Genomic DNA, 25004 nt, shown 5'->3' on the forward strand with positions numbered 1-25004 from the left:
TGAAGTGACCCCGACCGGAAAGTGACCACGATGATCGCAATGCCCTATGACTATTTTCTGATATCGTGGTTCGCACTCGCCTTCGCTTCGACGGCGTACGTCGCTTACGATCAGTTTGCTGGCAATCCCGAACCGACCGTGATGAAATGGGGCTTCATTCTCATCACGCTCTACATGGGGCCGTTCGGGCTTCTCCTCTATGTCCTGACGGACAAGGAGCCGCGGCCGGGCGAGCATGAGGCATTCACCGCTCCCTTATGGAAGCAGGGCGTCGGCAGCACGATCCATTGCGTCGCGGGCGACGCAACCGGTATCATCCTGGCGGCGGTGATCACCGCATCGCTTGCCCTGCCGATGTGGGTCGACCTGATCGTCGAGTATCTGACAGGGTTCTCGTTTGGCCTGTTCGTCTTCCAGTCGCTCTTCATGAAACGCATGATGGGTGGCAGCTACTGGGACAATGTCAAAGCGAGCTTCATGCCCGAGTTCATCAGCATGAATGCGATGATGGCCGGTATGGCCCCCACGATGAGCACCTTGATGATGGGCCGCGACATGCGCGCGATGGACCCGCTCGAGCTTGTCTTCTGGGGCGTGATGTCAATTGGCGTCATGGTCGGATTCTCGACCGCGTATCCCTTTAACGTCTGGATGGTCAAGAATGGCATCAAGCACGGCCTGATGACCGAGCGCCCGCATGCGAAGCAACAGCAGCACGCGCATCAAGACCACAAGCAGCATCGCCACGGCGAACAGCAGAGCGCCGGGCAAGAGCACCGCGGGATGGCTGGCCGAGGCATGAAAAAACAAGCAACGATCGCACAGCAGGCCGCCCTCGCCGCTGTCACGTCATTGCTCCTGATCTCCGGAATGGTCCTGCCGGGCTTCTCGGTCAATCTCGGCCTGAGCGGGCACGATGTCGATGATGCGATCATGCCGCCGGGCATGATCGGTACTTTCGATCTCTCGGGCGATGCGATGAAGGACATGGCGGCCGTCAAGCCGCGGCAGGTCGGCTATGTGGCGCCAGCCGACGCCCGTGGCGACCGGGTGCTGGAGCCGCGGATCGAGAACGGCGTCAAAGTGTTCGATATCGATGCGTCCGTCATTCGCTGGAACATCCTGCCCGATGTCGCGGTGGACGCCTATGCCTACAACCGCCAGATTCCCGGGCCGCGCTTGCAACTCACCGAGGGCGATCACGTCCGGATCAACTTCCACAACAATCTGCCGGAATCGACGACGGTCCACTGGCACGGGCTGATCGTACCGAACGCGATGGACGGCCCGGCCGAGATTACGCAGCCGCCGATTCCGCCGGGAGGCTCGTACACATACGAGTACGAGGTCGGTCAGCACGGAACCTATTTCTATCACAGCCATGATCGCCCGGATCGCCAACAGGCGCTGGGGCTGTATGGCGCGCTGATCATCGCGCCGAAGGATCCGAACTCCGAAGTCGCGGCCGATCTCGACTATGTCGTCCAGTTACAGGAATGGCTGAAGCGCGAATGGCGCACTTACCCGGCGATGCTGATGGAAGGCGAGATGCCGAACTATTTCACCATCAACGGCAAGGCCTATCCGGCGACCGACACGATATCAATGAAGGTCGGCCAAACCATCAAGATCAGATTCATTGGCACCAACAACAATTTCGTGCACCCGATGCATATCCACGGCGGCCCCTTCGAGGTCGTGGCGGTCGACGGGGTGCCCCTGAGTGACACCGCGCGTTACCAGGCCGACACAATCAATGTCGGACCAGGGCAGCGTTACGATGTGATCTGGACGGCGCGCAAGCCGGGCAAATGGCTCGTGCATTGTCATATCCCGCATCACACCGAGAATAACAACACCGAGCAGAATGGCGGCGGTGGCTTGATGCTGGTCTTGAACGTTGAATAAGAATCTTCGGGGCATTCGCCTCAAAGCCGCGCGATGGCATCCATTTTCTCGAGAGTTGACGTCTCACATGATCTCGACCATCCCATAGCGTCTGCACCGGGTTTCAGCCACTCCCTCCCGACCTCGTTCCATCATTGAGCGCACCGATGCCCCGGTGCGGAACCTGATGAGGCGAATGATCGCTCCATGCCGCGGCAGAGCAATCGGATCCGGCTACAGCCGCGCCAATCGCGCGGGGGCACGGCATCATTTCGGAATAATAGAATAGTACCGCTGATTTGCCCGCCATGTCAAGTTCCGTGACGAATGCCGGATCGAACACCGGGCTACCGCCCGGCTCCTTTGCATGGGGTTGTTTTCGCTGTTTTGGCCGCGCGCCCCGCGAAGGAAGATCGGCGATAACCTCGGCCTGTCGCGGGGCGGGTTCAGGCGCGCAGCCGCAGCGAGATCTCGGTGCTGGCGAACGTCCTGTCCGGCGTCAGCACCACCATGTCGACGACGGTCATCGAGCCGGGCTGGCTGTAGACATATTTGACGTGCCAAAGCGGCCCGATATCGGGCGAGATGACAAAATCACCGGATTCGAGCGCCCTGGCGATCGTCCTGACCGCCTCGCTATTCCTGATCGGAAGCGAAAACACCGCGTCCATCAGCGCAGCAAGGCTGACGCCCTCGGCGAGGAAGGCGCGCGCAACATTGTCCCCGTGCGCCTGTCGAAGGGCCGACACGATCGCGGCGACAGCTTCCGGGTTCCTCACGCGACGCGCCTTGTTGAGCAGAGTTCGCCGGCCCTCGACTCACCGGGCCGGCTCCAGGCATCTTATAATGCAGGAAACGGCCCGTTGGTAAGGCTTCCGAAGTGCGATTCGCTGCGGCGATCACGCTTCCGTTGACACGCCTTCAACGGACCGCTCGTCACGGTTCGGTTCAGGATTCGAGAGGCGCGATCACCATTTCAACGCTGCCGTGCGGACCGGGTCGTCCCACAACGCGGCCGTCTCGGCATCGAGCAGGCTCACGGTGAGCGAGCAGCCGGCCATATCCAGCGAGGTGACGTAGCTGCCGACCAGCGAGCGCGCGATGCGCAGCCCGCGCTGCTCGAGCATGCGGCGCGCCGCGTTGTACATCAGATAGAGCTCGATCGTCGGCGTGCCGCCGAAGCCGTTGACCAGCAGCAGGGCTTCGGAGCCCGTGGGCGCCGCAAGATCGTCGGCGATGGCGGTCGTCATTTCCGACGCGATCGCGTCGGCGGCTTCGAGCTTGACACGGCGGCGGCCCGGCTCGCCGTGGATGCCGACGCCCATCTCCATCTCGTCCTCGCCGAGCGCGAAGGTCGGCGTGCCCGCAGCAGGCACCGTGCAGCTGGTCAGCGCCACGCCCATCGAACGCGTCCGCGCGTTGACGCGCTCGCCGAGCGCCACACAGGTCGCGAGATCGGCGCCCTTCTCGGCGGCGGCGCCGACGATCTTCTCGACGACCAGCGTGCCGGCGACGCCGCGGCGGCCGATGCTGTAGGTCGACTTCTCGACCGCGACATCGTCGTCGGTCACGATGGTGGCGGTGCGGCCTTCGGCGCTCTCGGCCGCCATCTCGAAATTCATGCGATCGCCGGCATAGTTCTTGACGATGAACAGCACGCCGGCATCGCCCGCGACCGCCTGCGCGGCCTCGACGATCTGGTCCGGCGTCGGCGAGGTGAACACCTGGCCGGGACAGGCGGCATCCAGCATGCCGTGGCCGACGAAGCCGGCATGCAGCGGCTCATGCCCGCTGCCGCCGCCCGAGACCAGCGCGACCTTCCTGCGGTTCAGCTCCCGGCGGCGAACGAATTTGCGCTCGGCGCCCAGCGCGACCAGATCGGCATGCGCGGCCGCAAAGCCGTCGAGGCTCTCTGCGAGAACGTTGTCGACCGCATTGATGAACTTCTTCATGGTGTCCTCCCCGCCTCGTTCGGCGTTTTCGCCTATTTTTCCCGCATGACGGCAATCAGGCGCCGCGTGAACTCCTGCAGCAGCGCGTCGAGCTCGGCATTGCGCTTGGAACTGCCGAGATCCGGCAGATGCAGGGTCAGCGTCCGCTCATGCGAGCCTTCGCTGAGCCGGCCGACGCGGCGCGGATGCGCGCGGGCATAGGCGCGCAAGAATGCCGTCTTGGCCTGCGGCGGGAAGTGGCAGACATCGAAGATCGTGTTGAGATGCTGCACCGGGATCGGCACCGGATAGGCCGGGTTGCTGATCTGGCTGACGAAGCTGCGGTTCTTGCCGATGGCATGGGCCAGCCGCAGCCGCATGCCGGACGGGCGGCTCTCCAGCACTTCCTTGAAGATGCGCTTGTAGACCGCAACCGCGCCGGCTTCGGGCGCTTCATCGGCCGCCGTGTCAGCCAACACTGCCTCCGCTGCTCAGCCGATCGATGGTCTGCTTGATCTGCGCCAATGCCGAGGCGTTCACCGACAATTCGCGCAGCCCGCAGTTCAAAAGCGCGGGCAGACAGCGCGAATCGCCCGCCATGTCGCCGCACAGGCTGACGCTGACGCCGGCGCGGCGGCCGTGCTCCGCGGTCCGCGCGATCAGTTCGAGCACTGCGGGATGCAGCGGATCCATCAGGGGGGCGAGAGCTCCGTTGGAACGATCGCAGGCCAGCACATATTGCGCGAGATCGTTCGAGCCGATCGAGAAGAAGGCGGCCTTGAAGCTCGAGACCGCCAGGGCCGCCGCCGGGACTTCGACCATGATTCCCAGTTCGGGAAGCATTGCGGCAATGCCGTCCGCCTGCAAGCGCTGCACGGTATCGACGAACAGCTTCCGCCCCGCCTCGAGCTCGTCGGCCGAGGTCACCATCGGGAACATGACCTTGAGATTGCCGCGTACCGCGGCGCGGGCCAGCGCGCGCAGCTGCACGGCAAAAGTCTCCGGCCGCGCCAGGCACAGCCGCAGGCCGCGCACGCCGAGGAACGGATTGGCCTCGCCATCCAGCGTGAAGCCGGGCACCGGCTTGTCGCCACCGGCATCGAAGGTGCGGATCGTCACCGGCCGCTGGCCGGCCCAGCGCAGGACCGCATCATAGGCCTGGAACTGGGTTTCCTCGTCCGGTAGCTCGCTCCGACCGGCGAGCAAGAATTCGGTCCGCATCAGGCCGATGCCGTCGGCATATTGCGCGTCCGCGTGATCGAGGTCGTCGACGCGCTGGATATTGATCAGCAGCTTGATGTGCTCGCCGCGCCACGACGCCGTCGGCCGCCGCAGGATGGCGCGCGCCGATGCCCGGCTCTTGCGATGGCTCTCGCGCCGCTTCTCGAAGATGCGCACCTGCTCGGCGCTGGGATCGAGCTCCAGCGTCGCGCCCGCGCCGTCGAGCAGCGCCGTGGTGCCGGCATCGGGAATGCTGCCGAGCTGCACCACCATCGGGATGCCGCGCGCGCGCGCCAGCATCGCGACATGGCTGGTCGGACTGCCGTGCAGCAGCGCGAGGCCGCCGCCGCCGGACCAGTCGATCTCCAGGAAGCGCGACGGCGGCAGGTCGTCGGCACAGACCACGCCGCCGCTCGGAATCTTCAGCGGCTCGCCCGCGTCGCCGCGCAGGATGTGGACCACACGGTCGCGCAAATCCGCAAGGTCCGACGAGCGAGCCTGCAGATACTCATCCTCCGCCGCGTTGTACTGCGCGATCTGCTCGTCGAGCGTCGACCGCCATGCGAGGTCGGCAGGGCGCCCCTCGCCGATCGATGCGAAGATCGCTTCGATCAGATCCTCATCCTCCAGCAATGCGACCTGAAACTCGAGGATCTGCGCGGCTTCGCCGCCGGCGCTGGCGGCAAGATCGGCAATCTGCCCGCTTGCGAGATCGATCGCCTTGCGCAGCGCGAGCGCCTCCTCGACCAGCGTGCCGGCGACCCGCTCGCCGCCCGCGCCGGCGTCGACGCGGACGAGCGGACCATGGGCAAAGCCGATCGAGGCGGTCCTGCCGCGGTAAGCCAGTCCTGCAGCGCCGCCCTGCATGCTAGCCCGCTCCATCCGGAAAATCGCTGGCGACCAGATCGACCAGCGCGGCGACGGCAGCCTCGGCATCGCTGCCGGACGCCTTGATCTCGATCGTGCTGCCGTGCGCGGCGCGCATCGCCATGATCTTGGCCACGCTCTTGGCATTGATCCATTCGGGAGCACCCGCGACCCGCACCGAGATCTGGGCCTGGAATTTCTTGGCGAGCTTGGTCAGCTTGACCGCGGGGCGCGCATGCATGCCCACCGCGTGCACCAGCCGCACATTGCCGGTGAAAATCTGTTCGTCCGCTTTATCAAGCATGCTCATCATCCATCATCGCTTCGCCGACATCTCAGTCGGCCGAGAGTTCTTCGGCCACCGCCTTGACCTGAGCCAGCGTGCTGCCGCCCGCCGCTTCGGTGGCCGCCATCACGGCGCCCTCGACGATCGGCGCGTTGCAGACGACAACGAGATCGCGCCGCGCAGGCTCCAACATCTCGACCGCCATTTCACTGTTGGTCTCGGCACCGCCGAGATCGACCAGCACCGCGACGCCCTTGGGAGACCAGGCGGCATTGATCGCGTCGATGATCAGCGGCACGCTGGTGCCCAATCCGCCGTCCGGATTGCCGCCACAAAAGGCCACCTTGACCTCGCTGCCGACCATCTGCCGCACCATGTCGGCGGTTCCCTTGGCGATGTCGCTGGAATGCGAAACGATCACGATCCCTACGGTGTCGGTCATGGGCGAGCCTCCAGGCCAGCGCACACCGCCTGCACCAGCACGCAGCTCGACCGCGCGCCGGGATCGACATGCCCGACGCTGCGCGCACCGAGGAACGACGCGCGTCCCTTGGTGGCCTGCATCGGTGCAGTCCGCTCCACGGCCTCGATCGCGGTGCTGCGCACCCGCGCGATCAGGTCCGGCTGACCGGCCGCCGTCTTCAACGTCTCCAGCACGGGAACCAGCACATCCAGCATCGTCTTCTCGCCGACCTGCGAGCGGCCGCGCGCGCTCACCGCGTTCACGGCGCTGCCGAACACATCGGCGATATCCTCGGGCAGCTGCTTGTCATGCGAGAGCGCCTCGCCCGCGGCCAGGAAGAAGCTGCCATAGAGCGGCCCGGAGGCGCCGCCGACCGTCATCACCAAGGTCTTGCCGATCATCTTGAAGGCCTCGTCGAGCGGCTGTGCCGAGATGGCATCGAGCTTGCCAAGCACGGCCTCGCAGCCGCGCTTCATGTTGGTCCCGTGGTCGCCGTCGCCGATCGCCTGATCGAGGCTGGTCAGCTCCGGCGCACTGGCGATGACCTGTTCCGCGGCCGTCTTGACCAACGACTTGAATGTCTCTGCTGGCACCGACATCTGTTCGATCCTCTCGCCCCTCTAATGAACCGCCGTGGCAATGCGCTGCCCGGCACGGTCGAAACACAACGGATGCACCAGATGCAAGTCGACCTCCTGGCCGGCCTGCAGCGGCTGATGCGGATCGGCCAGCGTCACCAGTGTCTCGCCCTTATAGTCCAGATGAATATGATTCTGCTCGCCGAGGTGCTCGACCCGATGCACGCGACCGACCATCTGCCCGCCATTGCGTGCGGCGAGCTGAAGATGCTCGGTGCGGATGCCGACCGTTTCGGTTCCGGTCGGCATCGCGACATCGGCGAGCAGGCGCGCCGGCAGGAAATTGATCTGCGGCGTCCCGAGCCGCGAAGCGACATAGCTGCTGGACGGACTCTCGTAGATCTCTCGGGGCGTGCCGAGCTGAAGCAGCTGGCCGTCCTTGATCACGCCGATCCGCGAGGCCATCGTCATCGCCTCGACCTGGTCGTGGGTGACATAGAGGATGGTGGCGCCCAGCTCGATCTGGATCCGCTTCAGCTCGAGCCGCAGCTCCGCGCGCAGCTTTGCGTCCAGCGAGGAGAGCGGCTCGTCCATCAGATAGATCGAGGGATCGCGGACCAGGGCACGGCCGATCGCCACGCGCTGCATCTCGCCGCCGGACAGCCGCGTGGCGCGGTTGTTCAGCTTGCTTGCGATATGCAGCAGCTCGGCGGTCTGTTCGACCCGCTTGCGGATGATCGGCTCCGCCACCCGCCGCGCCGGCGAGCGCAGCGGAAACGCCAGATTGTCGTAGACCGTGAGATGCGGATACAGCGAGTATTGCTGGAACACGAAAGCGACGTCGCGCGAGCCCGGCGGATCCTGCGTCACGTCGCGTCCGTCGATCATGACCGAGCCCGTATCCGGGCTCTCCAGTCCGGTGATCAGCCGCAGCGTCGTGGTCTTGCCGGCGCCGCTCGGTCCAAGCAGCACCATGAATTCGCCGTCGTTCACCGTCAGCGAGAGGTCGCGGACCGCTTCGACCGCGCCGAAGCGCTTGGTGACGTTGCGCAGGGAGACGTCAGCCATGGTGGAGGCCCTCCTCGCTGGCGGTCCTGATCGCACGGCCGCTGCCGATGTCGAACAGCGCCAGCCGTGCTGGGTTGAATTCGAGGCCGATGGTCTCGCCGATCCGCACCGACGCACTCGACGGCAGCCGCGCCGCGACCCGGCCATAGGCGGTGTCGACGGTGACGATCTGAGTGGTGCCGAGATATTCAGCACCGAACACCTCGCCGCGAACGGCGCCCGCATCGGTGAAGCGGATATGCTCCGGACGGACGCCGAGCGCCAGCGGCGCGGTGGCGCGATCCTCGCGGATCTCCGGCACCGCAAGGCTGGCGTCATGGAAAGAGATCGCGCGATCGCCGGATCGCAGGCCGCCTTCGAAGCGCAGGAAGTTCATCGGCGGCGAGCCGATGAAGTCGGCAACGAACATGCTGGCGGGCCGGTCATAGACCTCCTGCGGCGTGCCGATCTGCTCGACCCGCCCCTTGTTCATCACGGCGATCTGGTCGGCCATCGACATCGCCTCGAGCTGGTCATGCGTGACATAGACCGTGGTCGCCTTGATGCGATCGTGCAGGTCGCGCAGCTCGCCGCACATCAGATGGCGGAACTCGGCGTCGAGCGCGCCGAGCGGCTCGTCCATCAGGAACGCCTTCGGCCGCCGTACCATGGCCCGTCCGAGCGCGACGCGTTGCCGGTCGCCGCCCGAGAGCTTCGAGGTCTTGCTCGACAGCAGATGCTCGATCCGCAACATCCGTGCGGTCTCCTGCACCCGCTCGCGGATCTCGCGCCTCGCCATGCCCTGGCACTTCAGGGGGAAGCCGATGTTCTCGCCGACGTTCATGTGCGGATAGAGCGCGAACAGCTGGAACACGAAGGCGATGTCGCGGGCGGCGGCGCGGTGGAACGTGACGTCCTCGCCGTCGAGCAGGATCTTGCCTTCGGTCGGCAGTTCGAGGCCGGCGATCATGCGCAAGGTGGTGGTCTTGCCGCAGCCGGACGGCCCGAGCATCGCGAAGAACGTGCCGTCGTCAATCGTGAAGGTCGAGCCTTCCACCGCAGTGAACTGATCGAACGACTTGCGCAAGTTTTCGATGCGGATCTGTGCCATGGCCTATTCCGGAAAATGGCTGACAATGACGAAGCCGACCGTGCCGGCCAGGATCGTCACGAAGGAGTAGCTGTAGAGGTCGATCGACCAGGGCTGCACCAGCATGATGATGCCGCCTCCGATCAGGATCATCGCGACGGCCTCGCACGGCCCGCGACGGAACCAGCGCGCTAGGCGACGTTTGGCAATCACAGAGCCGCTCATTTGCGCACCGCTCCAAAGGTGATGCCGCGCAGCAGATGCTTGCGCAACAGCACGGTGAACATGACGATGGGAACGACGAACAGCGTGGTCGCGGCGGCAACCGCCGGCCAGTCCTGTCCGCCCTCGCCGATGATGAAGGGGATGAACGGCGGCATGGTCTGCGCCTCGCCGCTGGTCAGCAGCACCGCGAACGCATATTCGTTCCAGGAGAAGATCAGGCAGAAGATCGCGGTCGCCGCAATGCCGGTGACGGCCTGCGGCAACACCACCTTGCGCAGCGCCTGCAGCCGGGTGTAACCGTCGACCAGCGCTGCTTCCTCATACTCGCGCGGAATCTCGTCGATGAACCCCTTGAGCAACCAGACCGCGAGCGAGACGTTCACCGCGGTGTAGAGCAGGATCATGCCGAGCCGCGTGTCGGTCAGGTTGAGCTGCCGGTACATCAGATAGATCGGGATCGCCACCGCGACCGGCGGCATCATGCGCGTCGAAAGGATGAAGAACAGCAGATCGTCCGCCAGGGGTATGCGGAAGCGCGAGAATGCATAGGCCGCGAGCGTGCCGAGGAAGACCGCAAGGAAGGTCGAGCCGAAGCCGATGATCAGCGAGTTGACGAAGCGCGGCACGACTTTCGACGGCCCGGCGATCACCATGTCGCGCTGCCGCACCAGCTTGTCGTACCAGGTCTGCGGCGGCGGCAGCTTGGCGATGAAGTCTGGCGTCTGGCGGGTGCGCACGGTGAACAGGTTGACATAGCCTTCGAGGGTCGGCTCGAAGATCACCTTGGGCGGATAGGCGATGGCATCGCTCTGCGACTTGAAAGCGGTGGCGACGATCCACAGCAGGGGCAGGATCGTGATCACCGCATACAGGATGACGAGACCGCCGGCGAACGCCTTGGCGCGCGGCGAGGCTTCGACGATGGAATGCGCGGTGGATCTGGCGGCGACGGCGGTCATCGTTGCTTCACCTTGTTGAGCGTCTTGACGTAGATGTTGGCGGCACCGAACACGGTCACGAACAGGATGATGGCGAGCGCCGAGGAATAGCCGGTGCGCCACTTCTCGAACGCCGCGCGCTTCAACGAGATCGATACCAGCTCGGTGGTCGAGCCGGGCCCGCCCGAGGTCAGCAGGTTGACCATGTCGAACATCTTGAAATTCTCGATGGCGCGGAACAGCACCGCGAGCATCAGGAACGGCACCGTCATCGGCAGCGTGATCGACCAGAACTGGCGCCATGCCGAGGCGCGATCGACTTCCGCCGCCTCATAGATGTAATCGGGGATCGAGCGCAGCCCGGCGAGACAGATCAGCATGACGTAGGGCGCCCACATCCAGGTATCGACCAGCACGATGGTCCACGGCGCGAGCGACACCTGCCCGGTCATGCTGAACGAGCTCGGCGGCACGCCGGTGAACAGGCTGATCAGGTAGTTGAACGGTCCGATCTGCGGCTGCAGCAGCAGCGTCCAGAAATTGCCGACCACCGCCGGCGACAGCATCATCGGCAGCAGGATGATCGTGGTCCAGAAACTGTGGCCGCGAAACTGGCGGTTGATCAACAGCGCCAGGCCGAAGCCCACGACCACCTGCAACGCCACCGACGAGATCACGAACTGCGCCGTGGTCTGCAGCCGGAACCAGACGTCCTCGTCGTTGAGGATGTCGCTGAAATTGTCGAGACCAACGAACCGCAGCGGCAGATAGGACATGCTGAGGTTGAGGTTGGTGAAGGACAGCCGGATCATCCAGATCAGCGGAAAGATATTGATCGCAAGCAGCAGCGCGATCGTCGGCGCGACGAACAGCCAGGCGATGGTCCGGTCCGACAGACCGTGGCCGCGCCGGGCGGCGCGGGATGTAACAGGCTTGCTCACGCCTGGGATCGTAGCATGATCGGGTTGCAGGATCGTCGTCATCGTGTCCATCGGCTGGCTGGATCGGCTTCCCCGAGATCTAGTCGGGGAAGCCAGTTCAGGTGGAGTGTCGGCGCCTGCTATTGCGAGGAGGCGACTTCCTTGCCCTGCTCCTTGAACACCTTGGTCCAGTCCTTGACCAGGAGATCGAGCGCCTGCTGTGACGTGCCCTTGTCGGCGACGACGTAGTCATGCACCCGCTTCTGCATGTCGAGCAGCAGCTGCGCGTAGGACGGCTCGGCCCAGAAGTCCTTGACGATGCCCATCGACTCCAGGAATTGCGGCGCGAACGCCGCACTCTTCGGGAAGTCGGGCGCGTCGACCACCGCCTTGAGAGCGGAGTAACCGCCGATCTGCCACCATTTCTGCTGCACGGCGGGCTGCGCGAACCACTTGATGTAGGCCAGCGCATCATCCTTGTGGTCGGAGGTTGCCACCACCGAGATGCCCTGCCCGCCGAGCTGGGTGAAGTGCTCCTTCGGACCGGCCGGATTGACGAAGAAGCCGATCTTGTCGCCGCCGACATTCGGATCCTTGTAGAGGCCGGGGAAGAAGGCGAACCAGTTCATCTGCATCGCGACCTGGCCGGACTTGAAGGCATCAAGGCCTTCCTGCATGTAGGCGTTGGTCATGCCGGGCGCCGTGCAGCACTTGTAGAGCTCCTTGTAGAACTCGAGTCCCTTGGCCGCGTCGGCGGAGTTGACGATGCCCTGCATCTGATACGGCTTCTTCGGATTGTCGTAGGCAAAGCCGTAATTGTAGAGCACATTGGTCACGCCCATCGTGATGCCTTCCGAGCCGCGCTCGGTGAAGATGTAGGCGCCGTAGACCTTCTTGCCGTCGATTTCGCGGCCCTGGAAGAACTCGGCGATCTGCTTGAGCTCGTCATAGGTCTTCGGCGGCGCCAGGTCGCGGCCGTACTTGGCCTTGAACGCGGATTGGATCTCGGGCCGCGAGAACCAGTCCTTGCGATAGGTCCAGCCCACCGCGTCGGCCATCGCCGGCAGCGCCCAGTAGTTCGGCGTGTTCTTCGGCCACTGCGAGTAGCCGACGACGGTCGCCGGGACGAAGTCGTCCATCGAGATCTTCTCCTTGTCGAAGAAGTCGTTGAGCTTGACGTACCACTTGTTCTCGGCGGCGCCGCCGATCCACTGGCTGTCGCCGATGATCAAATCGCAGAGCTTGCCGTGGGAGTTGAGCTCGTTGAGGAAGCGATCGGCATAGCTCGTCCAGGGCACGAACTCGTACTTCATCTCGATGCCGGATTGCTTGGTGAAGTCCTTGCCGAGCTCGACCAGCGCGTTCGCCGGATCCCATGCCGCCCAGCACAGCGTGAGCTGCTTGCCTTGTGCTGCGGCTTCGCCGCCGCCGAGACCGGCGAGTGCCGCGGCCGCAACAACCGCGGACGCCGCCGTACTGCGTAACCATCCCAGTGTTCGCATATCCATTCCTCCCTATCGTTGAAGCACCTAACCCGCTCGACGCATCCCTGCCGGATCGACGCCGAGGATTTCGAAACCGAGTTGATGAGCGATGCTGGAGGCGAGACAGAGCGTTTCCGGACGTTGGGGTCCGGATCGGCTGGGCTCCTCCCACACATCTGCTCGATGCGCGATGTTTATCGTTTTTGTAATACTAAACGTATTACTAAATTCACGAAGTCGTCAAGCCGGTTTTGCAAGCCCGGCGAAAAGTCGGTCGACACGCGCACAGAAGACGAGCCGATTGCAGTGCAGCAAAGGCACTGTTGGCTCTTTCAAATCCACGCTCACGACGCGCGGCGCATTCGGGCAACCACTGGCGAACAGCGAGGCGCTGTTCGCAATTCTGTTTAATAAACCATTTTACTGAACGTTCAGCGCGCCGTGGTGCATGGCGACGCGTCACGGTGTGCGAGATTGGCGATCGCCTAGAGATAGCTTGCGAATGCGAGCCGCTGCCCCGGCGTCAGATGCAAGCCGTGCTTGGTGCGCCGATCAAGGAAGTCGGCAGGGCTTTTCGCCCATTCGTTCTCGCGCAGATACACCGCTTCGCGTTCATAGAAGTCGCCGCCGAAATGACGGCCGAGATCGGCGGAGCTACGGGCCGAACCCAACAGCTCGCGTGCGCGCGTGCCATAGAGCCGGGCATAATGACGGACGAGCGTTCGCGGCAGATCGGGATAGGCGCGTGCCAATCCCTTCTCGAAATCAGCGAAGCTGCCGCCGATGTCGCCGCCCGGGAGCGGCCGAATCGCAGTCCAGGCAGGTGACAGCTTCGGGAACCACGGTGCGAGGCGTTGCATCGCCTGCTCCGCCAGCCGGCGATAGGTCGTGATCTTGCCGCCGAAGATCGAGAGCAGCGGCGGCGCTCCCTCGGCGCCGTCAACCTCGAACACATAGTCGCGCGTCACGGCCGACGGATTGTCGGCATTGTCGTCGTAGAGCGGCCGAACGCCCGAGAAGGCGTGCACAATTGCGCTCGCCTGCGGCGAGGTCTTGAAATAACGGCGCAGCACCTGCAGCAGATAGTCGATCTCGTCCGCGCCGATCGCGACGTCCTCGGCGCGGCCGTGATAGGGAATGTCTGTCGTACCGATCAGCGCAAGATCATCTTCATAGGGATTGACGAAGATCACCCGGCGATCGGTATTTTGCAGCAGATAGGCCTGCGGCCCGTCCCAGAATTTCGGCACCACGATGTGGCTGCCCTTGACCAGCCGCACGCTCTGCGCCGAGTTCAGCCCGGCCACGCCGTGGATGACGTCCTGAACCCACGGCCCGGCGGCGTTGACCAGCGCGCGCGCCCGCACGATCTGCGCGGTGCCGTCGTCACCCTGCATCTCGAGCAGCCAGACCTCACCGTCGCGGCGCGCGCGCACCGCCCGCGTCCGCGGCAGGATGCGAGCGCCGCTCTGCGCGGCATCGATCAGGTTGAGGATCACCAGCCTGCTGTCGTCGACCCAGCAGTCCGAATATTCGAAGCCTCGCCGGAATTCCGGATGCAGCGGCGCACCCTCCGGGGCCCGCGACAAATCCAGGCTTCGGCTAGCCGGCAGCTGCTTGCGGCCACCGAGATGGTCGTAGAGCAACAGCCCGGTGCGGACGAGCCAGGCCGGCCGCTGCTCCGGCGAATGCGGCAGCACGAAGCGCATCGGCCAGATGATGTGAGGTGCGGAGGCCAGCAGCACCTCGCGCTCGATCAGCGCCTCGCGCACCAGCCGGAACTCGTAATATTCGAGATAGCGCAAGCCGCCATGGATCAGCTTGCCGGAACGCGACGAGGTGCCTTCGGCAAAATCGTCCTTCTCGCAGAGCAGCACCTTCAACCCGCGGCCGGCGGCATCGCGGGCGATGCCGGCACCGTTGATGCCGCCACCGATGACAGCGACATCGACCAGCCCGTGATCCGTGCCTGCGACCGGCGCAGTGCCCGTCATCGCTTGCTGCTACGCCGTTTCTCGGCGCGGCGCGGCGCCGCCTTGGCCGTCGCGCGAGCCTTGGTTGTCGCGCGAGCCTTGGCGGGCTTCGGCGCCTGCAAGCCGTAGGTCGAGAACCCCTTCGCGGTCTCGGCAATCTCCTCGTCGGTCAGGATGACGTGCGAGTCCAGCGCGAGCGAGAGGTAATACTGCTTCGCGATGGTCTCGAGCTCGACCGCGAGCCACATCGCCTTGTCGAGATTGGCGCCGAGCGCGATCATGCCGTGGTTGGCGAGCAGGCAGCCGTTGCGGCCTTCGAGCGCGGCGATCGCGTGATCGGACAATTCCTTGGTGCCGTAGCGCGCATAGCCGGCGCAGCGGATCTCGGTGCCGCCGAACGCCGCCATCATGTAGTGGCAGGCCGGGATCGGCTTGCGTGCGATCGCCAGCACGGTCGCATAGGTCGAGTGGGTATGGACGATGGCGCCGACATCGGGCCGGGCGCGCGTGATGTCGAGATGGAAGCGCCATTCGGTGGAAGGCTGCAACGGCCCCTCCCAGGCGCCATATTCGCCCTCGAGCGGCATCGAGGCGATCATCTCCGGCTTCATCGAATCGTAGGGCGTCGCCGACGGCGTGATCAGCATCCGGTCCTTGTAGCGCGCGGAGATGTTGCCCGATGTCCCCTGGTTCAGACCCGACGCGTTCATCCATCGGCACTTGGCGATGATCGCCTCGCGCAATTGTCGTTCCTCACGGGTCATACGGACTACCTTTCTCTTCAGCACGGCTTGCCTCTTCAGCACGGATTGCGCGGCGGTTCGCCAGCCAGGTAGCGGCGAACCTCCTCGGCCGCCTGCTCGGCGGCCACGGTGACGGTGCGCACGGAGGCGCCGGCGATGTGTGGCGTCAGCGTGACGTTGGGAAGCCGCAACAACGGCCAGTCCGCCGGCACCGGCTCGACGGCGAAGGTGTCGAGCATGGCGCCGCCGAGATGCCCCGATGCCAGCGCATCGTGCAGCGCCTCGTAATTGACCAGCGGACCGCGCGCGGTGTTGATCAGGAACGCACCTTGCTTGATCCGCGCCAGCGCGTCGCGTCCGATGAAATGGGTGGTCTCGGGCGTCACCCGCGCATGCAGCGTGACGACGTCGGCGCGACCGAGCAGTTCGCCGAGCGCGACATGCTCGACGCCGTCATTGCGGTCCTGGGCGCTGAGCTGGACATAGGGATCGGCGACCAGGATCTTGCAGCCGAACGCCTTCAGCAGCTTGACCACACGGCTGCCGATCGCGCCGTAGCCGACAATGCCGACCGTCATCTCGCCGAGCTCGCGCCCGGTGCGGTCGGCGCGATAGAGATCGCCGCGCCATTCGCCGCCGCGCAGCGCCTCATGGCCGCTTCGGATCAAACGGGTCTCGGCGAGAATGGCGCCGATCGTGAACTCCGCCACGGCGCTCGCATTGCGGCCGGGCGTATTGACCACCAGCACATTGTGGTCGCGCGCCGCCTGCATGTCGATATTGACCGGGCCGCCCCGCGACACCGCGATGAATTTCAGCATCGGCAGCCGCTCCAGCATCGATCGCGAGATCGGCGCCAGATGGGTGACGAGCAGTTCGGCGTCGCCGATGAAGTCGATGATCTCGTCCGGCTGCCCCATGAATTCCTTCAGGCCGTCGAGCTTCGAGCCGGCATAGCCGTGCTCCATCGGCTCGTCCGGCCAGGGCTGCTCCAGGGAGCGGATATCGACGCCGTTGCCGCAGGCTGTGCGGATATGCTCGGCGAACACCGAGGGCAGCATGAAGCGGTCGCCGACGATGGCGATGGATTTAGACATGGTCGCCTCCGGCGCGCAGTGCGGCGAGTTGTTTCCAGACCGGTCGCGATGCCAGCCGGGCATCGAGATAGGTCGGGAAGATGCTGGCATAGCGCTTCGCCAGCGCGGCGTCGGGCGATTGTGGCGCACTCAGATGCGGCGCAACCCACCGCTCGGCGCAGGCCCGCATGTCGGGATAGGCGTCGGTCGCGACCGCCGCGATCATCGCAGCGCCCGCGGCGCCGGCCTCGGCGCGGCTGCAGATGCGGACCTCGCAATCCAGCGCAGCGCCGAGAATGGCGCCGAGCGCACGGCTCTTCGCCGCGCCGCCGGTGATCCTGAGATCGCGCGGCAGCGACCCCATCGCGGCGTAGCAATCCCGTGCGGCGAAGGCCAGGCCCTCCATCACGCCGCGCATCAGATCGCCATAGCGGTGGCGCATGCGCAGGCCGAAAAACTGCGCGCTGGCCTCGTGCGCGACGAACGGGCCGCGCTCGCCGGCATCGGAGATGAACGGATGGAACAGCACCTCGCCGGGCCTGGCCCGCAGCACCTGATCGTCGAGCCGGCGGATCAGCTCGGCGCGCGTGCGCGTCACGCCTTCCGCCGCCAGCATGTCGCAGGCAAGATCGAGCATCCAGTCGATGTTGAGCGTCGCCGCCATGTTGGACTGCATCTGGGCATAGTGACCCGGCACCGGGAACGGCATGGTGTAGCCGGTGGCCTCGCGGTTCAGCGTCACCGCGTCTGCGCTAGGCACCAGCCGCATATGCATGCCGGTCGAGCCGATGATGGTGCAGCCGACATCGGGTGACGGATCGTACAGCCCGGCCCCGAGCGCATTGCAGATCACGTCGACATAGCCGAGGCAGACCGGCACGCCTTCCGGCAGGCCGATCTCCATGGCCGCTGCGGCTGAGAGCGGATGCGTCGTCACCGCGCCGTCCACGACCGGCGGGAAGAGATGCGTCAGCTCGGCGATGCCTATCAACCGCGCGGTCTCGGCATCGAAGCCGCGCTTGCGGAATTCGCCGCAGGAGAAGGTCGCCTCCGACGGATCGGTGGCGCGCTCACCGGTCAGCAGGAAGTACAGCCAGTCCTTGCAATGGAACGCCGTTGTCGCCCTTGCGATCGTCTCCGGCATGTGCGCCTGCAGCCAGGCCAGCTGCGGTCCCTGCTGGCAGGCATTGAGCCCGGAGCCGGTGCGGCGGTAGAGCGGCGCGTTGCGCTCGCTGGCGCGGATCTCCTCGACCAGCCGGCCGGCGCGCGAGTCGAGCCACAGCAGCGCCGGTGCAACCGGCCGGCCGTCGTCACCGATCAGCCAGGTGCCGTCGCCCTGCCCGGTCACCGCAATCGCCGCGATCCGTGCTGGCAAGTCGGGCACAGCGTTCGCAAGCGCACGAATCACTGCGACCGTATCGCTCCAGGTCCGCGCCATGTCCTGCTCGACGTGGCCGCCGGGCGCGCTGCTGTACGCATTCGGCCGCGAGACATCGGCAAGCTGCTCGCCGGCCAGCGTGAACGCCACCGCCTTGATCAGCGAAGTGCCGGCATCGATGCCGATGATGACGTCGCGGCGTGCGGAAGCGGCCATGGTCAGGACACCTCCGCATGACGGATGCAGCTTTCGTCGCGGCCGAAGATGTGCAGGTGACGCGGCTCCAGTGCGAACGGGATCATGTCGCCCGGCCGCGCGGCGACGCGGCCCGGCGTGACCGCGATCAGCATGCGACCGCCGCAATCGCCGGCGACATGCGACTGATCGCCGAGCCACTGGTTGGAGACGACCTTGACCCTGACGTCGCCGGTCCCGACTGCGATCTTCTGCGGACGAATGCCGATCCGCACCCGCGGCGTGCCGGCGAGCGCCTGCGCCGCCTCGCTATCCAGCCCCGCACCACCGATATCGAAGTGCATGTCGGCGCCCACCGACAGGCGGAAGCCGCCATCCGATCGCGCCACGCCAGCGTCGAGCAGGTTCATCGGCGGCTCACCGATGAAGCTCGCGACGAACAGGTTGGCGGGCCGGCCCTTCAGCTCCTTCTCGCTGGCGAACTGCTGCAGCACGCCACCTTCCATCACCGCGATGCGGTCCGCCAGCGCGCTGGCTTCGGTCTGGTCATGGGTCACGAAGATCGCGGTCATGCCACGCTCGGCGAGCAGGCTCTTGATCCGGCCGCGCAGCACCGCGCGCAATTGCGGCTCGAGCTGCCCCATCGGCTCGTCGAGCAGATAGAGATCGGCGTCGCGCACCAGCGCCCGCGCCAGCGACACGCGCTGCTGCTGGCCGCCGGAGATCGCGCGCGGATAGCTGTCGAGGATGTCCTCGATCTCGACCAGACGAGCGATCTCGTCGACCCGACGCGTGACCTCACTGCGCGACAGCTGGGCCGACTTCAGCGCGAAGGCGATGTTCTCGCGGACCGTCAGCGGCGGATAGAGCGAATAGCCCTCGAACGCCATCGCGACCCTGCGGCGCGCCGGCGGAAGCTCGTGGATCCGCCGGCCGCCCAGCGCGATCGATCCGGCCGAGACGTCCTCGAACCCCGCGATCATCCGCAACGTCGAGGTCTTGCCGCAGCCCGACGATCCCAACAGCGCGACGATCTCGCCCTTCTCGACCGCCATGTCGAGCGCGCGCACCGCATGCACCGGCGGCTTGCCGCGGCTCTGGTAGACCTTGTCGATGCCTCGAAGCTCGAGCATGTCCATGACCATCCGCTCCTATGCCGCCTTGAGCCGGTGCGTCTGCCCGATCCTCAGCCCGGTCGCGCGATCGAACAGCATCGCAGCCTCAGGCGCGAAGCGGACGAACACGTGATCGTCGGCCGCGCCTTGCGGGGCATCCGGCGGCAGCGCCGCCAGCCATTCCGTTCCGTCGGCGAGACGGAGCAGCAGCACCGCCTTCTCGTGCATTGGCGTGATCGCGAGGATACGCGCCGGGATGGCGTCGTCGCCGGACGCGGACGACACCGAAAGATCCTCCGGCCGGACGCCAAGCCAGCATGCGCCGGGCGACGCCAAACCATCGGCGGGCCCGAGCCGCATCCTGGCGCCGGCGACGTCAGCCGACAGCATGCCGTGCTCCGCGACCGGCGAGACCTCGGCGAGGTTGATGGTCGGATCACCGAACAGCCGCGCGATCGCGACCGACGCCGGCTGGGCGTAGATATCGGCCGGCGTCGCGACCTGGACGAGCCGGCCGTCGATCAGCACTGCTATGCGATCGGCGATCGCCATCGCCTCGCGATAGTCCTGGGTGACGTAGAGCACGGCGGCCGTGCCGCGCCGCAGCAGGTTCGGCAGCTCGAGCCGCATCTCGTAGCGCAGCTTGGCGTCGACGTTGCGCAGGGGATCATCCAGCAGCAGCACGTCCGGATTGCCGATCAACGCGCGGGCCAGCGCCGTTCGCTGCTTCTGCCCGTTCGACAGTTCGCGCGGCGCATGGCCAAGCACGTGCTCGATCTTGAGCAGCTTGCTGATTGCAGCGACGCGGCCCGCAGCCTCGTTGCCGCCGCCGCGCAAACCGCTTGCGATGTTGTCGCGGGCGGTCATGTGCGGAAACAACGCAAAATTCTGGAACGCCATTCCGATGCCGCGCCGCTCCGGCGGCGCGCCGACGACCGAGCGGCCGCCGACCAGGATGTCGCCGTCGTCAGGCTCGAACATGCCCGCGATCATCCGCAGCAGCACGGTCTTGCCGCTGCCGGAGGGGCCGAACACCGCGACGATCTCGCCGGGGTCGACCGCCAGCGACAATTCGTTGGCCGGCCGTGTCGCACCGAATGCCTTGCTCACCGAATTGATTTCGAGACGCGCCATCGGATCAGCCTTTCACCGCGCCGAGCGAGAGCCCCTCGACCAGGTAGCGCTGCGCATAGAGCGCCAGCAACAGGGTCGGCGTTACCGACAGCACGATCGCCGCCGCGATCTGGCCGTACTGGATTCCCGACGCGGTGACGAACGCGAGCGCGCCGACCGTCACCGGCTGCTTGTCGGCGGAGGCCAGGATCAACGCGAAGACGAAATTGTTCCAGCAGAAGATGAACGACAGCAAGCCTGCTGCGGCGATGCCCGGTCCCGCCAGCGGCACCGCGATCCGGGTGAAGGCCTCGCGCCAGGAATGCCCGGCCAGCCGATAGGCATGCTCGATATCGGGGCTGATGTCCTCGAAATAGCCGCGCACGATCCACAGGATCAGCGGCAGCGCGATCAGCTGATAGACCCAGACGATGCCGAAGTAGGTGTCGTTGAGGCCGAGCTCCTGGTAGTACAGCGACAGCGGCAGCAGCACGAGCAGCGGCGGCGCGAAGCGGAACGACAGCAGCGTGAAGGCGATGGTCTCGCCGAGGCGGAATTTGAAGCGTGCAAAGGCATAGGCCGCCGGCACGCCAAGCAGCAGCGCCAGCAGCACCGCCGCGCTCGACAGCACGACGCTGTTGAACAGATTGCGCATGAAGGAGATCTGCAGATTGCCGGCCGCGGTGCGCAGCTGGCCGGAGATCAGCGCCTCGTAGTTCGCAAGCGTCGGCTCGAACAGGATCCGCGGCGGAATCCTCAAGATCTGATCGTTGTTCTGGAACGACATCATGAAGATCCAGACGATCGGGAACATGAAGAAGATCAGGATCAGCGTGAGCGCCACGCCGCGGAAGATGCGACCGGCAAGGCTGGAATGTTCCATCGTGCCCCTCCCCGTCACGCGTGGCCGTGCGCACGCGCGCGCAACCGCAGCCAGTTCTTGATGAAGATGTTCGACAGGATGTTGGTGATCAGCCAGAGGATCATCAACAGCGCCGCCGACCTGCCGACATTGGTGTACTGGAAGAATTCCAGATAGGCCTGCACCTGGAACACCATCAGCCGGTCGCCCGGCCCGCCCTGCGTCATGGCATAGATGATGTCGAACTGCTGGATCGAATCGAGCAGCCGGAACAGCGACGCCGTGATGATGTACGGCGCCAGCATCGGCAGCGTGATGCGGAAGAACACGAAGCTCGCCGGCACGCCGTCGAGGGCCGCGGCCTCGAACGGCTGCCGCGGCAGCGAACGCAGGCCTGCCAGCAACAGGATCATGATGAAGGGCGTATAGACCCAGACGTCGACCAGCACGACCGTGAACAGCGCGCTCGACGGATCGGAGGCCCATTTGAAGTCGGTGACGCCGAACAGGCTGACCATGTAGGACAGGATGCCGAAGCCCGGATTGGTCATCAGCTTCCACATCAGCGCGGCGATCGCCGGCGCCGTCATCAGCGGCAGCAGCAGCATGATCGACACCGCATTGTGGAAGCGGGTCGGCCGGCGCAGCAGCAGCGCGATGCCGAGGCCGAGCAGCAGCTCGAGCACGACCGTCAGCACGGTGTAGGTGATCGAGATCTGGAACGTATTCCAGAACGCCGGATCGGACAGGAAGTCGATGTAGTTTCCGGCGCCGATGAAACCGCGCAGATAAGGCAGGTTCAGCCGGTAGCGTTGCAGCGAATAGACCGCCGCGGTCACGAACGGAACCAGGATCGCCACGCAGATCAGCAGCGCCGGCAGGCTGAGCAGATAGGGCAACAGGCGCACGCGCGGCTTCGGTTTGGCCGGCGCTGCCTGCGCATTCGTCGGGAGGGTTTGGACCATGCTCATGATGATAAGAGATCGCGTTCCGCTGGCAAACGCCGCCGGCTCGGATGGGACAAGGGTCCGAGCCGGCGGATGGACGCGGTGCGGGGGATCATGCACCGCGGGTTTGATCGGTCAGCCGAGACCGGCCTGCTTGAGCTGGCGGTTGATGCTGTCGGCGAGCTTGTCGAGCCCCTCGTCGACGCTGACCTCCTTCGCCACCATCTTCTGCAATGAGGCGGCCCATTCCGTCGTCAGGTCGAAGAACAGCGGCTGCGCGGTGAAGTAGATCTTGGCGCCGGGCGACGACATATCGTGCTGCTCGAGATAGCCCGGATAGGATTTCGCGATGCGGTCGCGGAACTCGCTGTCCTTCCACACCGACGCGCGCACCGGATTGACGAAGTCCATCTTGCGCGCGCCGAACAGGTCGTGCTCGACCGACGCCGCCCATTGCATGAACAGCCACGCCGCATCCTTCTGCTTGGAGAAGGTCGACATCGCGAGCGACCAGATCCAGACGTTCGGGGTCGGCGCCTTGGCGGCCGGATTGGCGGCAAACGGCGCATAGCCGAGATGCCCCTTCTCCTTGTTGTCGCCGCCGTTCATGAAGTAGCCGAGGATGTCGGCATCGAAGATCATGCCGGAGGCGCCGGCGCCGACGTCGGTGCCGACCTGGTACCAGGTATAGGTCGACCAGTTCTTCGGGCCCGAGGTCTGGATCATCTTGACCCATTTGTCGTGGAATTCCTTCGAGGCCTTGGTGTTCATCGCGGCCTTGAGCTTGCCGCCCTCCATCACGAAGTCCTTCTGGCCGAAATTCGAATAGGCCGACAGGAAACCGGGATGGATGGTCGCCCAGGAACGCGAGCCGCGCACGCCGACGCCATAAGGGCCGCCGGCGTCCTTGGTGATCTTGGCCGCGACCTCCAGCATCTCGTCGAGGTTCTTCGGCGGCTTGACGCCGACCTTGTCGAAGATGTTGCGGTTGTAGGTGATGTTGTTGAGCTCATAGCCCCACGGGATGCACCACTGCTTGGCCTTGCCCGAGCCGAGCTCGGAGCCGGCGACGCCGTCCCACGCCGTGGAAGCGCGCAGGCCCGGCAGCACATCGTCCCAGGCGAAGGCCGGGTTGGTCTTGGCCGGATCCTTGATGTAGGTGTTGAGGTCCTCGATCCAGCCCGCCGGACCATAGGTCCAGGTCATGTAGGCGCCGGTCATGAAGGCATCGTACTGGTCCGACTTCGACGACAGCGCCGCCGTCACCTTGTCGAAATAGACGTCCTCCGGGAAGATGTCGTAGGTGACGTTCATGCCGGTGAGCGACTTGAACGCCTCGATGTCGCCGATCATCGCGTCGACGTAAGGATGCTTGTTGAGCAGCAGTTTGACGGTCTTGCCGCTCTGCGCCTTCCAGTTGAAGTCCGCAGCCATCGCCTTCGACATCGATGAGGCGAAAGCGGCGTTTGCGGCGATGCCCGCGATGCCGAGCTTGGCCGCGCCGTCGAGGAGATCGCGGCGGCTGATGCGTTTGGCAGCGTAGGAGTCGAACAGATTCTTCTCGCGATCGAACATGTATTTCCTCTCCTTGTTGACGCTTGTTTTATGTGTCCTTCCGGGTCTTGCTTCTTGTCTTGCCGGATGTGGTCTCCGGCTTGTCTGTTGCGAGCGCCTTTGCGGTCACCTCGTCGATGATGAGGCCGTGCAGAACGCCGCTGCGCAGCACCCCGCGCAACGCGGTCACCTTGGCCGGCCCGCCGGCGATGGCGACGATGCGGTGCTTCCTGAGATCGGCCATGCTCATCGAGGTGGCGCGCGCAGACAGGTCGGTGTCGAGCACCGCGCCGTCGGCGCTGAAGAAATGCCCGAGCAGGTCGGCGCAGGCGCCGACGCGCTTCAGCTCGGCGACCTCGTCCGGCTTGATCATGCCGCTCGACACCAGGAAGCCGTCGCGGCTGACCTGGCCGATGCCGACGAACAATAGCGAAGCCTGGCGCGCCAACGCGAACACGTCGGCGATGCCGAATTGCTGCATCAGCACGGCGCGGTCGGCGACCGAATTGGCGAACACCGGCACCGGCAACAGATAGGCTTCCGCGCCGGTGCGCTCGGCGAGGCGATGAATCACGTCGAACGGATTGGCGGCAAACTTCCGCGTCAGTCCGCCGAGCAGCGACACGAACTGCGCATCGCGCGCCGGCGTCTGCGGCATCTGCTCGACCACGGCGGCCAGCGTGCGGCCATGGCCGACGCCGATCACCTTGTCGTCGCCGCGCTCGAGGATCTGGCGCAGGAAGCTTGCGCCTTCCAGCGCCAGCGCCTTCAGCGGCAGATCGCTCTCGCCGAGATCGGGCGCGACGCGGCAGAACGCAAGCCCGAAACGCTGCGTGAGATCGTTCTCCAGCGCGACGCATTCGGCGACCGGTCCCTCGACGAACACCCGGATCATGCCCTCGCGGCTGGCGCGCGCGATCAGGCGGTGCGCCTTGGTGCTCTGGATGTTGAGGCGGTCGGCGACCTCCGACTGCGTCAATCCTGCCGCGAAATACAGCCAGGCCGCTCGCGTCGCGAGCGACGCCTCGCCGTCGATCACCGGCAGCCTGTCGGGCGGAGGAGCCATGTCCGGAAAAGTCCGCTTGCAAATTTCTTCACGTCCTGCAAAAAA

Annotated in this window: 24 protein-coding genes; 1 reads left to right on the forward strand and 23 read right to left on the reverse strand. The window is 65.3% G+C overall.

Annotated features, from left to right (window positions below; all coding sequences use genetic code 11):
- Positions 1-30: 30 nt before the first annotated feature.
- Positions 31-1908 (forward strand): DUF4396 domain-containing protein, encoded by a 1878-nt coding sequence (locus tag ACVMB0_RS36300; protein ID WP_461349773.1) that lies wholly within the window; start codon positions 31-33, stop codon positions 1906-1908.
- 425 nt (positions 1909-2333) lie between these two features.
- On the opposite strand, the gene ACVMB0_RS36305 is transcribed toward ACVMB0_RS36300, so the two are convergent.
- From ACVMB0_RS36305 to ACVMB0_RS36415, 23 genes are all read right to left on the reverse strand, one after another.
- Positions 2334-2666 carry a hypothetical protein gene (locus ACVMB0_RS36305; protein WP_456753079.1) on the reverse strand — a complete coding sequence of 111 codons (333 nt, stop codon included), beginning with the start codon at positions 2664-2666 and terminating at the stop codon, positions 2334-2336.
- Between the two features lie 189 nt (positions 2667-2855).
- Positions 2856-3839 carry a dihydroxyacetone kinase subunit DhaK gene (gene dhaK / locus ACVMB0_RS36310; RefSeq protein WP_461349270.1) on the reverse strand — a complete coding sequence of 328 codons (984 nt, stop codon included), beginning with the start codon at positions 3837-3839 and terminating at the stop codon, positions 2856-2858.
- Positions 3840-3871: 32 nt separating this feature from the next.
- Complete coding sequence (locus ACVMB0_RS36315; RefSeq protein ID WP_461349271.1) at positions 3872-4294, reverse strand: hypothetical protein; 423 nt, start codon at positions 4292-4294, stop codon at positions 3872-3874.
- Positions 4287-5906 (reverse strand): phosphoenolpyruvate--protein phosphotransferase, encoded by a 1620-nt coding sequence (ptsP, locus tag ACVMB0_RS36320; protein ID WP_461349272.1) that lies wholly within the window; start codon positions 5904-5906, stop codon positions 4287-4289. The genes ACVMB0_RS36315 and ptsP overlap by 8 nt, the downstream gene beginning before the upstream one ends.
- 1 nt (position 5907) lies before the next feature.
- Positions 5908-6210 carry an HPr family phosphocarrier protein gene (locus ACVMB0_RS36325; RefSeq protein WP_461349273.1) on the reverse strand — a complete coding sequence of 101 codons (303 nt, stop codon included), beginning with the start codon at positions 6208-6210 and terminating at the stop codon, positions 5908-5910.
- 31 nt (positions 6211-6241) lie between these two features.
- On the reverse strand, positions 6242-6634 hold the full coding sequence (dhaM, locus tag ACVMB0_RS36330) for a dihydroxyacetone kinase phosphoryl donor subunit DhaM (protein ID WP_146989240.1): 393 nt from the start codon (positions 6632-6634) through the stop codon (positions 6242-6244).
- The gene (gene dhaL, locus ACVMB0_RS36335) at positions 6631-7254 is read right to left on the reverse strand and encodes a dihydroxyacetone kinase subunit DhaL (protein WP_461349274.1); all 624 of its coding nucleotides are present in this window, start codon (positions 7252-7254) and stop codon (positions 6631-6633) included. Before dhaL ends, dhaM begins: the two co-directional genes overlap by 4 nt.
- A 21-nt stretch (positions 7255-7275) precedes the next feature.
- On the reverse strand, positions 7276-8301 hold the full coding sequence (locus tag ACVMB0_RS36340; protein WP_461349275.1) for an ABC transporter ATP-binding protein: 1026 nt from the start codon (positions 8299-8301) through the stop codon (positions 7276-7278).
- A complete protein-coding gene (locus ACVMB0_RS36345; RefSeq protein ID WP_461349276.1) occupies positions 8294-9391 on the reverse strand; it encodes an ABC transporter ATP-binding protein in 1098 nt (365 codons plus the stop codon). The genes ACVMB0_RS36340 and ACVMB0_RS36345 overlap by 8 nt, the downstream gene beginning before the upstream one ends.
- Before the next feature lie 3 nt (positions 9392-9394).
- Positions 9395-9523, reverse strand: coding sequence for a hypothetical protein (locus ACVMB0_RS36350; RefSeq protein WP_461349277.1), 129 nt, complete (start codon positions 9521-9523; stop codon positions 9395-9397).
- A gap of 68 nt (positions 9524-9591) precedes the next feature.
- Complete coding sequence (locus ACVMB0_RS36355; RefSeq protein WP_461349278.1) at positions 9592-10554, reverse strand: carbohydrate ABC transporter permease; 963 nt, start codon at positions 10552-10554, stop codon at positions 9592-9594.
- The gene (locus tag ACVMB0_RS36360) at positions 10551-11525 is read right to left on the reverse strand and encodes a carbohydrate ABC transporter permease (protein ID WP_461349279.1); all 975 of its coding nucleotides are present in this window, start codon (positions 11523-11525) and stop codon (positions 10551-10553) included. Before ACVMB0_RS36360 ends, ACVMB0_RS36355 begins: the two co-directional genes overlap by 4 nt.
- A gap of 68 nt (positions 11526-11593) precedes the next feature.
- Positions 11594-12955, reverse strand: a complete 1362-nt coding sequence (locus ACVMB0_RS36365; RefSeq protein WP_461349280.1) for an ABC transporter substrate-binding protein — start codon at positions 12953-12955, stop codon at positions 11594-11596.
- A 467-nt stretch (positions 12956-13422) separates the two neighbouring features.
- A complete protein-coding gene (locus tag ACVMB0_RS36370) occupies positions 13423-14931 on the reverse strand; it encodes a glycerol-3-phosphate dehydrogenase (protein WP_461349281.1) in 1509 nt (502 codons plus the stop codon).
- Entirely contained in the window at positions 14928-15674 is a 747-nt protein-coding gene (locus ACVMB0_RS36375; protein ID WP_461349282.1) for a class II aldolase/adducin family protein, read from the reverse strand. Before ACVMB0_RS36375 ends, ACVMB0_RS36370 begins: the two co-directional genes overlap by 4 nt.
- A 35-nt stretch (positions 15675-15709) precedes the next feature.
- Positions 15710-16750: a 2-hydroxyacid dehydrogenase gene (locus tag ACVMB0_RS36380; RefSeq protein WP_461349283.1), complete on the reverse strand. Its 1041-nt coding sequence runs from the start codon at positions 16748-16750 to the stop codon at positions 15710-15712.
- Positions 16743-18323 carry an FGGY family carbohydrate kinase gene (locus ACVMB0_RS36385; RefSeq protein WP_461349284.1) on the reverse strand — a complete coding sequence of 527 codons (1581 nt, stop codon included), beginning with the start codon at positions 18321-18323 and terminating at the stop codon, positions 16743-16745. Before ACVMB0_RS36385 ends, ACVMB0_RS36380 begins: the two co-directional genes overlap by 8 nt.
- A 2-nt stretch (positions 18324-18325) precedes the next feature.
- Positions 18326-19441 carry an ABC transporter ATP-binding protein gene (locus ACVMB0_RS36390; protein WP_461349285.1) on the reverse strand — a complete coding sequence of 372 codons (1116 nt, stop codon included), beginning with the start codon at positions 19439-19441 and terminating at the stop codon, positions 18326-18328.
- A gap of 12 nt (positions 19442-19453) precedes the next feature.
- Complete coding sequence (locus tag ACVMB0_RS36395) at positions 19454-20551, reverse strand: ABC transporter ATP-binding protein (protein WP_461349286.1); 1098 nt, start codon at positions 20549-20551, stop codon at positions 19454-19456.
- A 4-nt stretch (positions 20552-20555) separates the two neighbouring features.
- On the reverse strand, positions 20556-21413 hold the full coding sequence (locus ACVMB0_RS36400) for a carbohydrate ABC transporter permease (protein ID WP_456753061.1): 858 nt from the start codon (positions 21411-21413) through the stop codon (positions 20556-20558).
- A gap of 14 nt (positions 21414-21427) precedes the next feature.
- Complete coding sequence (locus ACVMB0_RS36405) at positions 21428-22357, reverse strand: carbohydrate ABC transporter permease (RefSeq protein ID WP_461349774.1); 930 nt, start codon at positions 22355-22357, stop codon at positions 21428-21430.
- A gap of 117 nt (positions 22358-22474) precedes the next feature.
- Positions 22475-23914, reverse strand: a complete 1440-nt coding sequence (locus tag ACVMB0_RS36410) for an extracellular solute-binding protein (RefSeq protein WP_461349287.1) — start codon at positions 23912-23914, stop codon at positions 22475-22477.
- Between the two features lie 28 nt (positions 23915-23942).
- The gene (locus ACVMB0_RS36415) at positions 23943-24959 is read right to left on the reverse strand and encodes a sugar-binding transcriptional regulator (RefSeq protein ID WP_461349288.1); all 1017 of its coding nucleotides are present in this window, start codon (positions 24957-24959) and stop codon (positions 23943-23945) included.
- Positions 24960-25004 lie beyond the last annotated feature (45 nt).

The organism is Bradyrhizobium sp. USDA 4451, from assembly GCF_054822585.1.

What these genes read in the sequence shown, in the direction of transcription:
- ACVMB0_RS36360 (WP_461349279.1), bottom strand. Translation starts at nt 11,525, where the DNA reads ATGGACACGATGACGACGATCCTGCAACCCGATCATGCTACGATCCCA.
- ACVMB0_RS36400 (WP_456753061.1), bottom strand. Translation starts at nt 21,413, where the DNA reads ATGGAACATTCCAGCCTTGCCGGTCGCATCTTCCGCGGCGTGGCGCTC.
- dhaK (WP_461349270.1), bottom strand. Translation starts at nt 3,839, where the DNA reads ATGAAGAAGTTCATCAATGCGGTCGACAACGTTCTCGCAGAGAGCCTC.
- ACVMB0_RS36415 (WP_461349288.1), bottom strand. Translation starts at nt 24,959, where the DNA reads ATGGCTCCTCCGCCCGACAGGCTGCCGGTGATCGACGGCGAGGCGTCG.
- ACVMB0_RS36345 (WP_461349276.1), bottom strand. Translation starts at nt 9,391, where the DNA reads ATGGCACAGATCCGCATCGAAAACTTGCGCAAGTCGTTCGATCAGTTC.
- ACVMB0_RS36385 (WP_461349284.1), bottom strand. Translation starts at nt 18,323, where the DNA reads ATGGCCGCTTCCGCACGCCGCGACGTCATCATCGGCATCGATGCCGGC.
- ACVMB0_RS36380 (WP_461349283.1), bottom strand. Translation starts at nt 16,750, where the DNA reads ATGTCTAAATCCATCGCCATCGTCGGCGACCGCTTCATGCTGCCCTCG.
- dhaM (WP_146989240.1), bottom strand. Translation starts at nt 6,634, where the DNA reads ATGACCGACACCGTAGGGATCGTGATCGTTTCGCATTCCAGCGACATC.
- ACVMB0_RS36350 (WP_461349277.1), bottom strand. Translation starts at nt 9,523, where the DNA reads ATGATCCTGATCGGAGGCGGCATCATCATGCTGGTGCAGCCCTGGTCG.
- ptsP (WP_461349272.1), bottom strand. Translation starts at nt 5,906, where the DNA reads ATGCAGGGCGGCGCTGCAGGACTGGCTTACCGCGGCAGGACCGCCTCG.
- dhaL (WP_461349274.1), bottom strand. Translation starts at nt 7,254, where the DNA reads ATGTCGGTGCCAGCAGAGACATTCAAGTCGTTGGTCAAGACGGCCGCG.
- ACVMB0_RS36300 (WP_461349773.1), top strand. Translation starts at nt 31, where the DNA reads ATGATCGCAATGCCCTATGACTATTTTCTGATATCGTGGTTCGCACTC.
- ACVMB0_RS36340 (WP_461349275.1), bottom strand. Translation starts at nt 8,301, where the DNA reads ATGGCTGACGTCTCCCTGCGCAACGTCACCAAGCGCTTCGGCGCGGTC.
- ACVMB0_RS36410 (WP_461349287.1), bottom strand. Translation starts at nt 23,914, where the DNA reads ATGTTCGATCGCGAGAAGAATCTGTTCGACTCCTACGCTGCCAAACGC.
- ACVMB0_RS36390 (WP_461349285.1), bottom strand. Translation starts at nt 19,441, where the DNA reads ATGGACATGCTCGAGCTTCGAGGCATCGACAAGGTCTACCAGAGCCGC.
- ACVMB0_RS36370 (WP_461349281.1), bottom strand. Translation starts at nt 14,931, where the DNA reads ATGACGGGCACTGCGCCGGTCGCAGGCACGGATCACGGGCTGGTCGAT.
- ACVMB0_RS36395 (WP_461349286.1), bottom strand. Translation starts at nt 20,551, where the DNA reads ATGGCGCGTCTCGAAATCAATTCGGTGAGCAAGGCATTCGGTGCGACA.
- ACVMB0_RS36375 (WP_461349282.1), bottom strand. Translation starts at nt 15,674, where the DNA reads ATGACCCGTGAGGAACGACAATTGCGCGAGGCGATCATCGCCAAGTGC.
- ACVMB0_RS36325 (WP_461349273.1), bottom strand. Translation starts at nt 6,210, where the DNA reads ATGCTTGATAAAGCGGACGAACAGATTTTCACCGGCAATGTGCGGCTG.
- ACVMB0_RS36405 (WP_461349774.1), bottom strand. Translation starts at nt 22,357, where the DNA reads ATGGTCCAAACCCTCCCGACGAATGCGCAGGCAGCGCCGGCCAAACCG.
- ACVMB0_RS36355 (WP_461349278.1), bottom strand. Translation starts at nt 10,554, where the DNA reads ATGACCGCCGTCGCCGCCAGATCCACCGCGCATTCCATCGTCGAAGCC.
- ACVMB0_RS36365 (WP_461349280.1), bottom strand. Translation starts at nt 12,955, where the DNA reads ATGCGAACACTGGGATGGTTACGCAGTACGGCGGCGTCCGCGGTTGTT.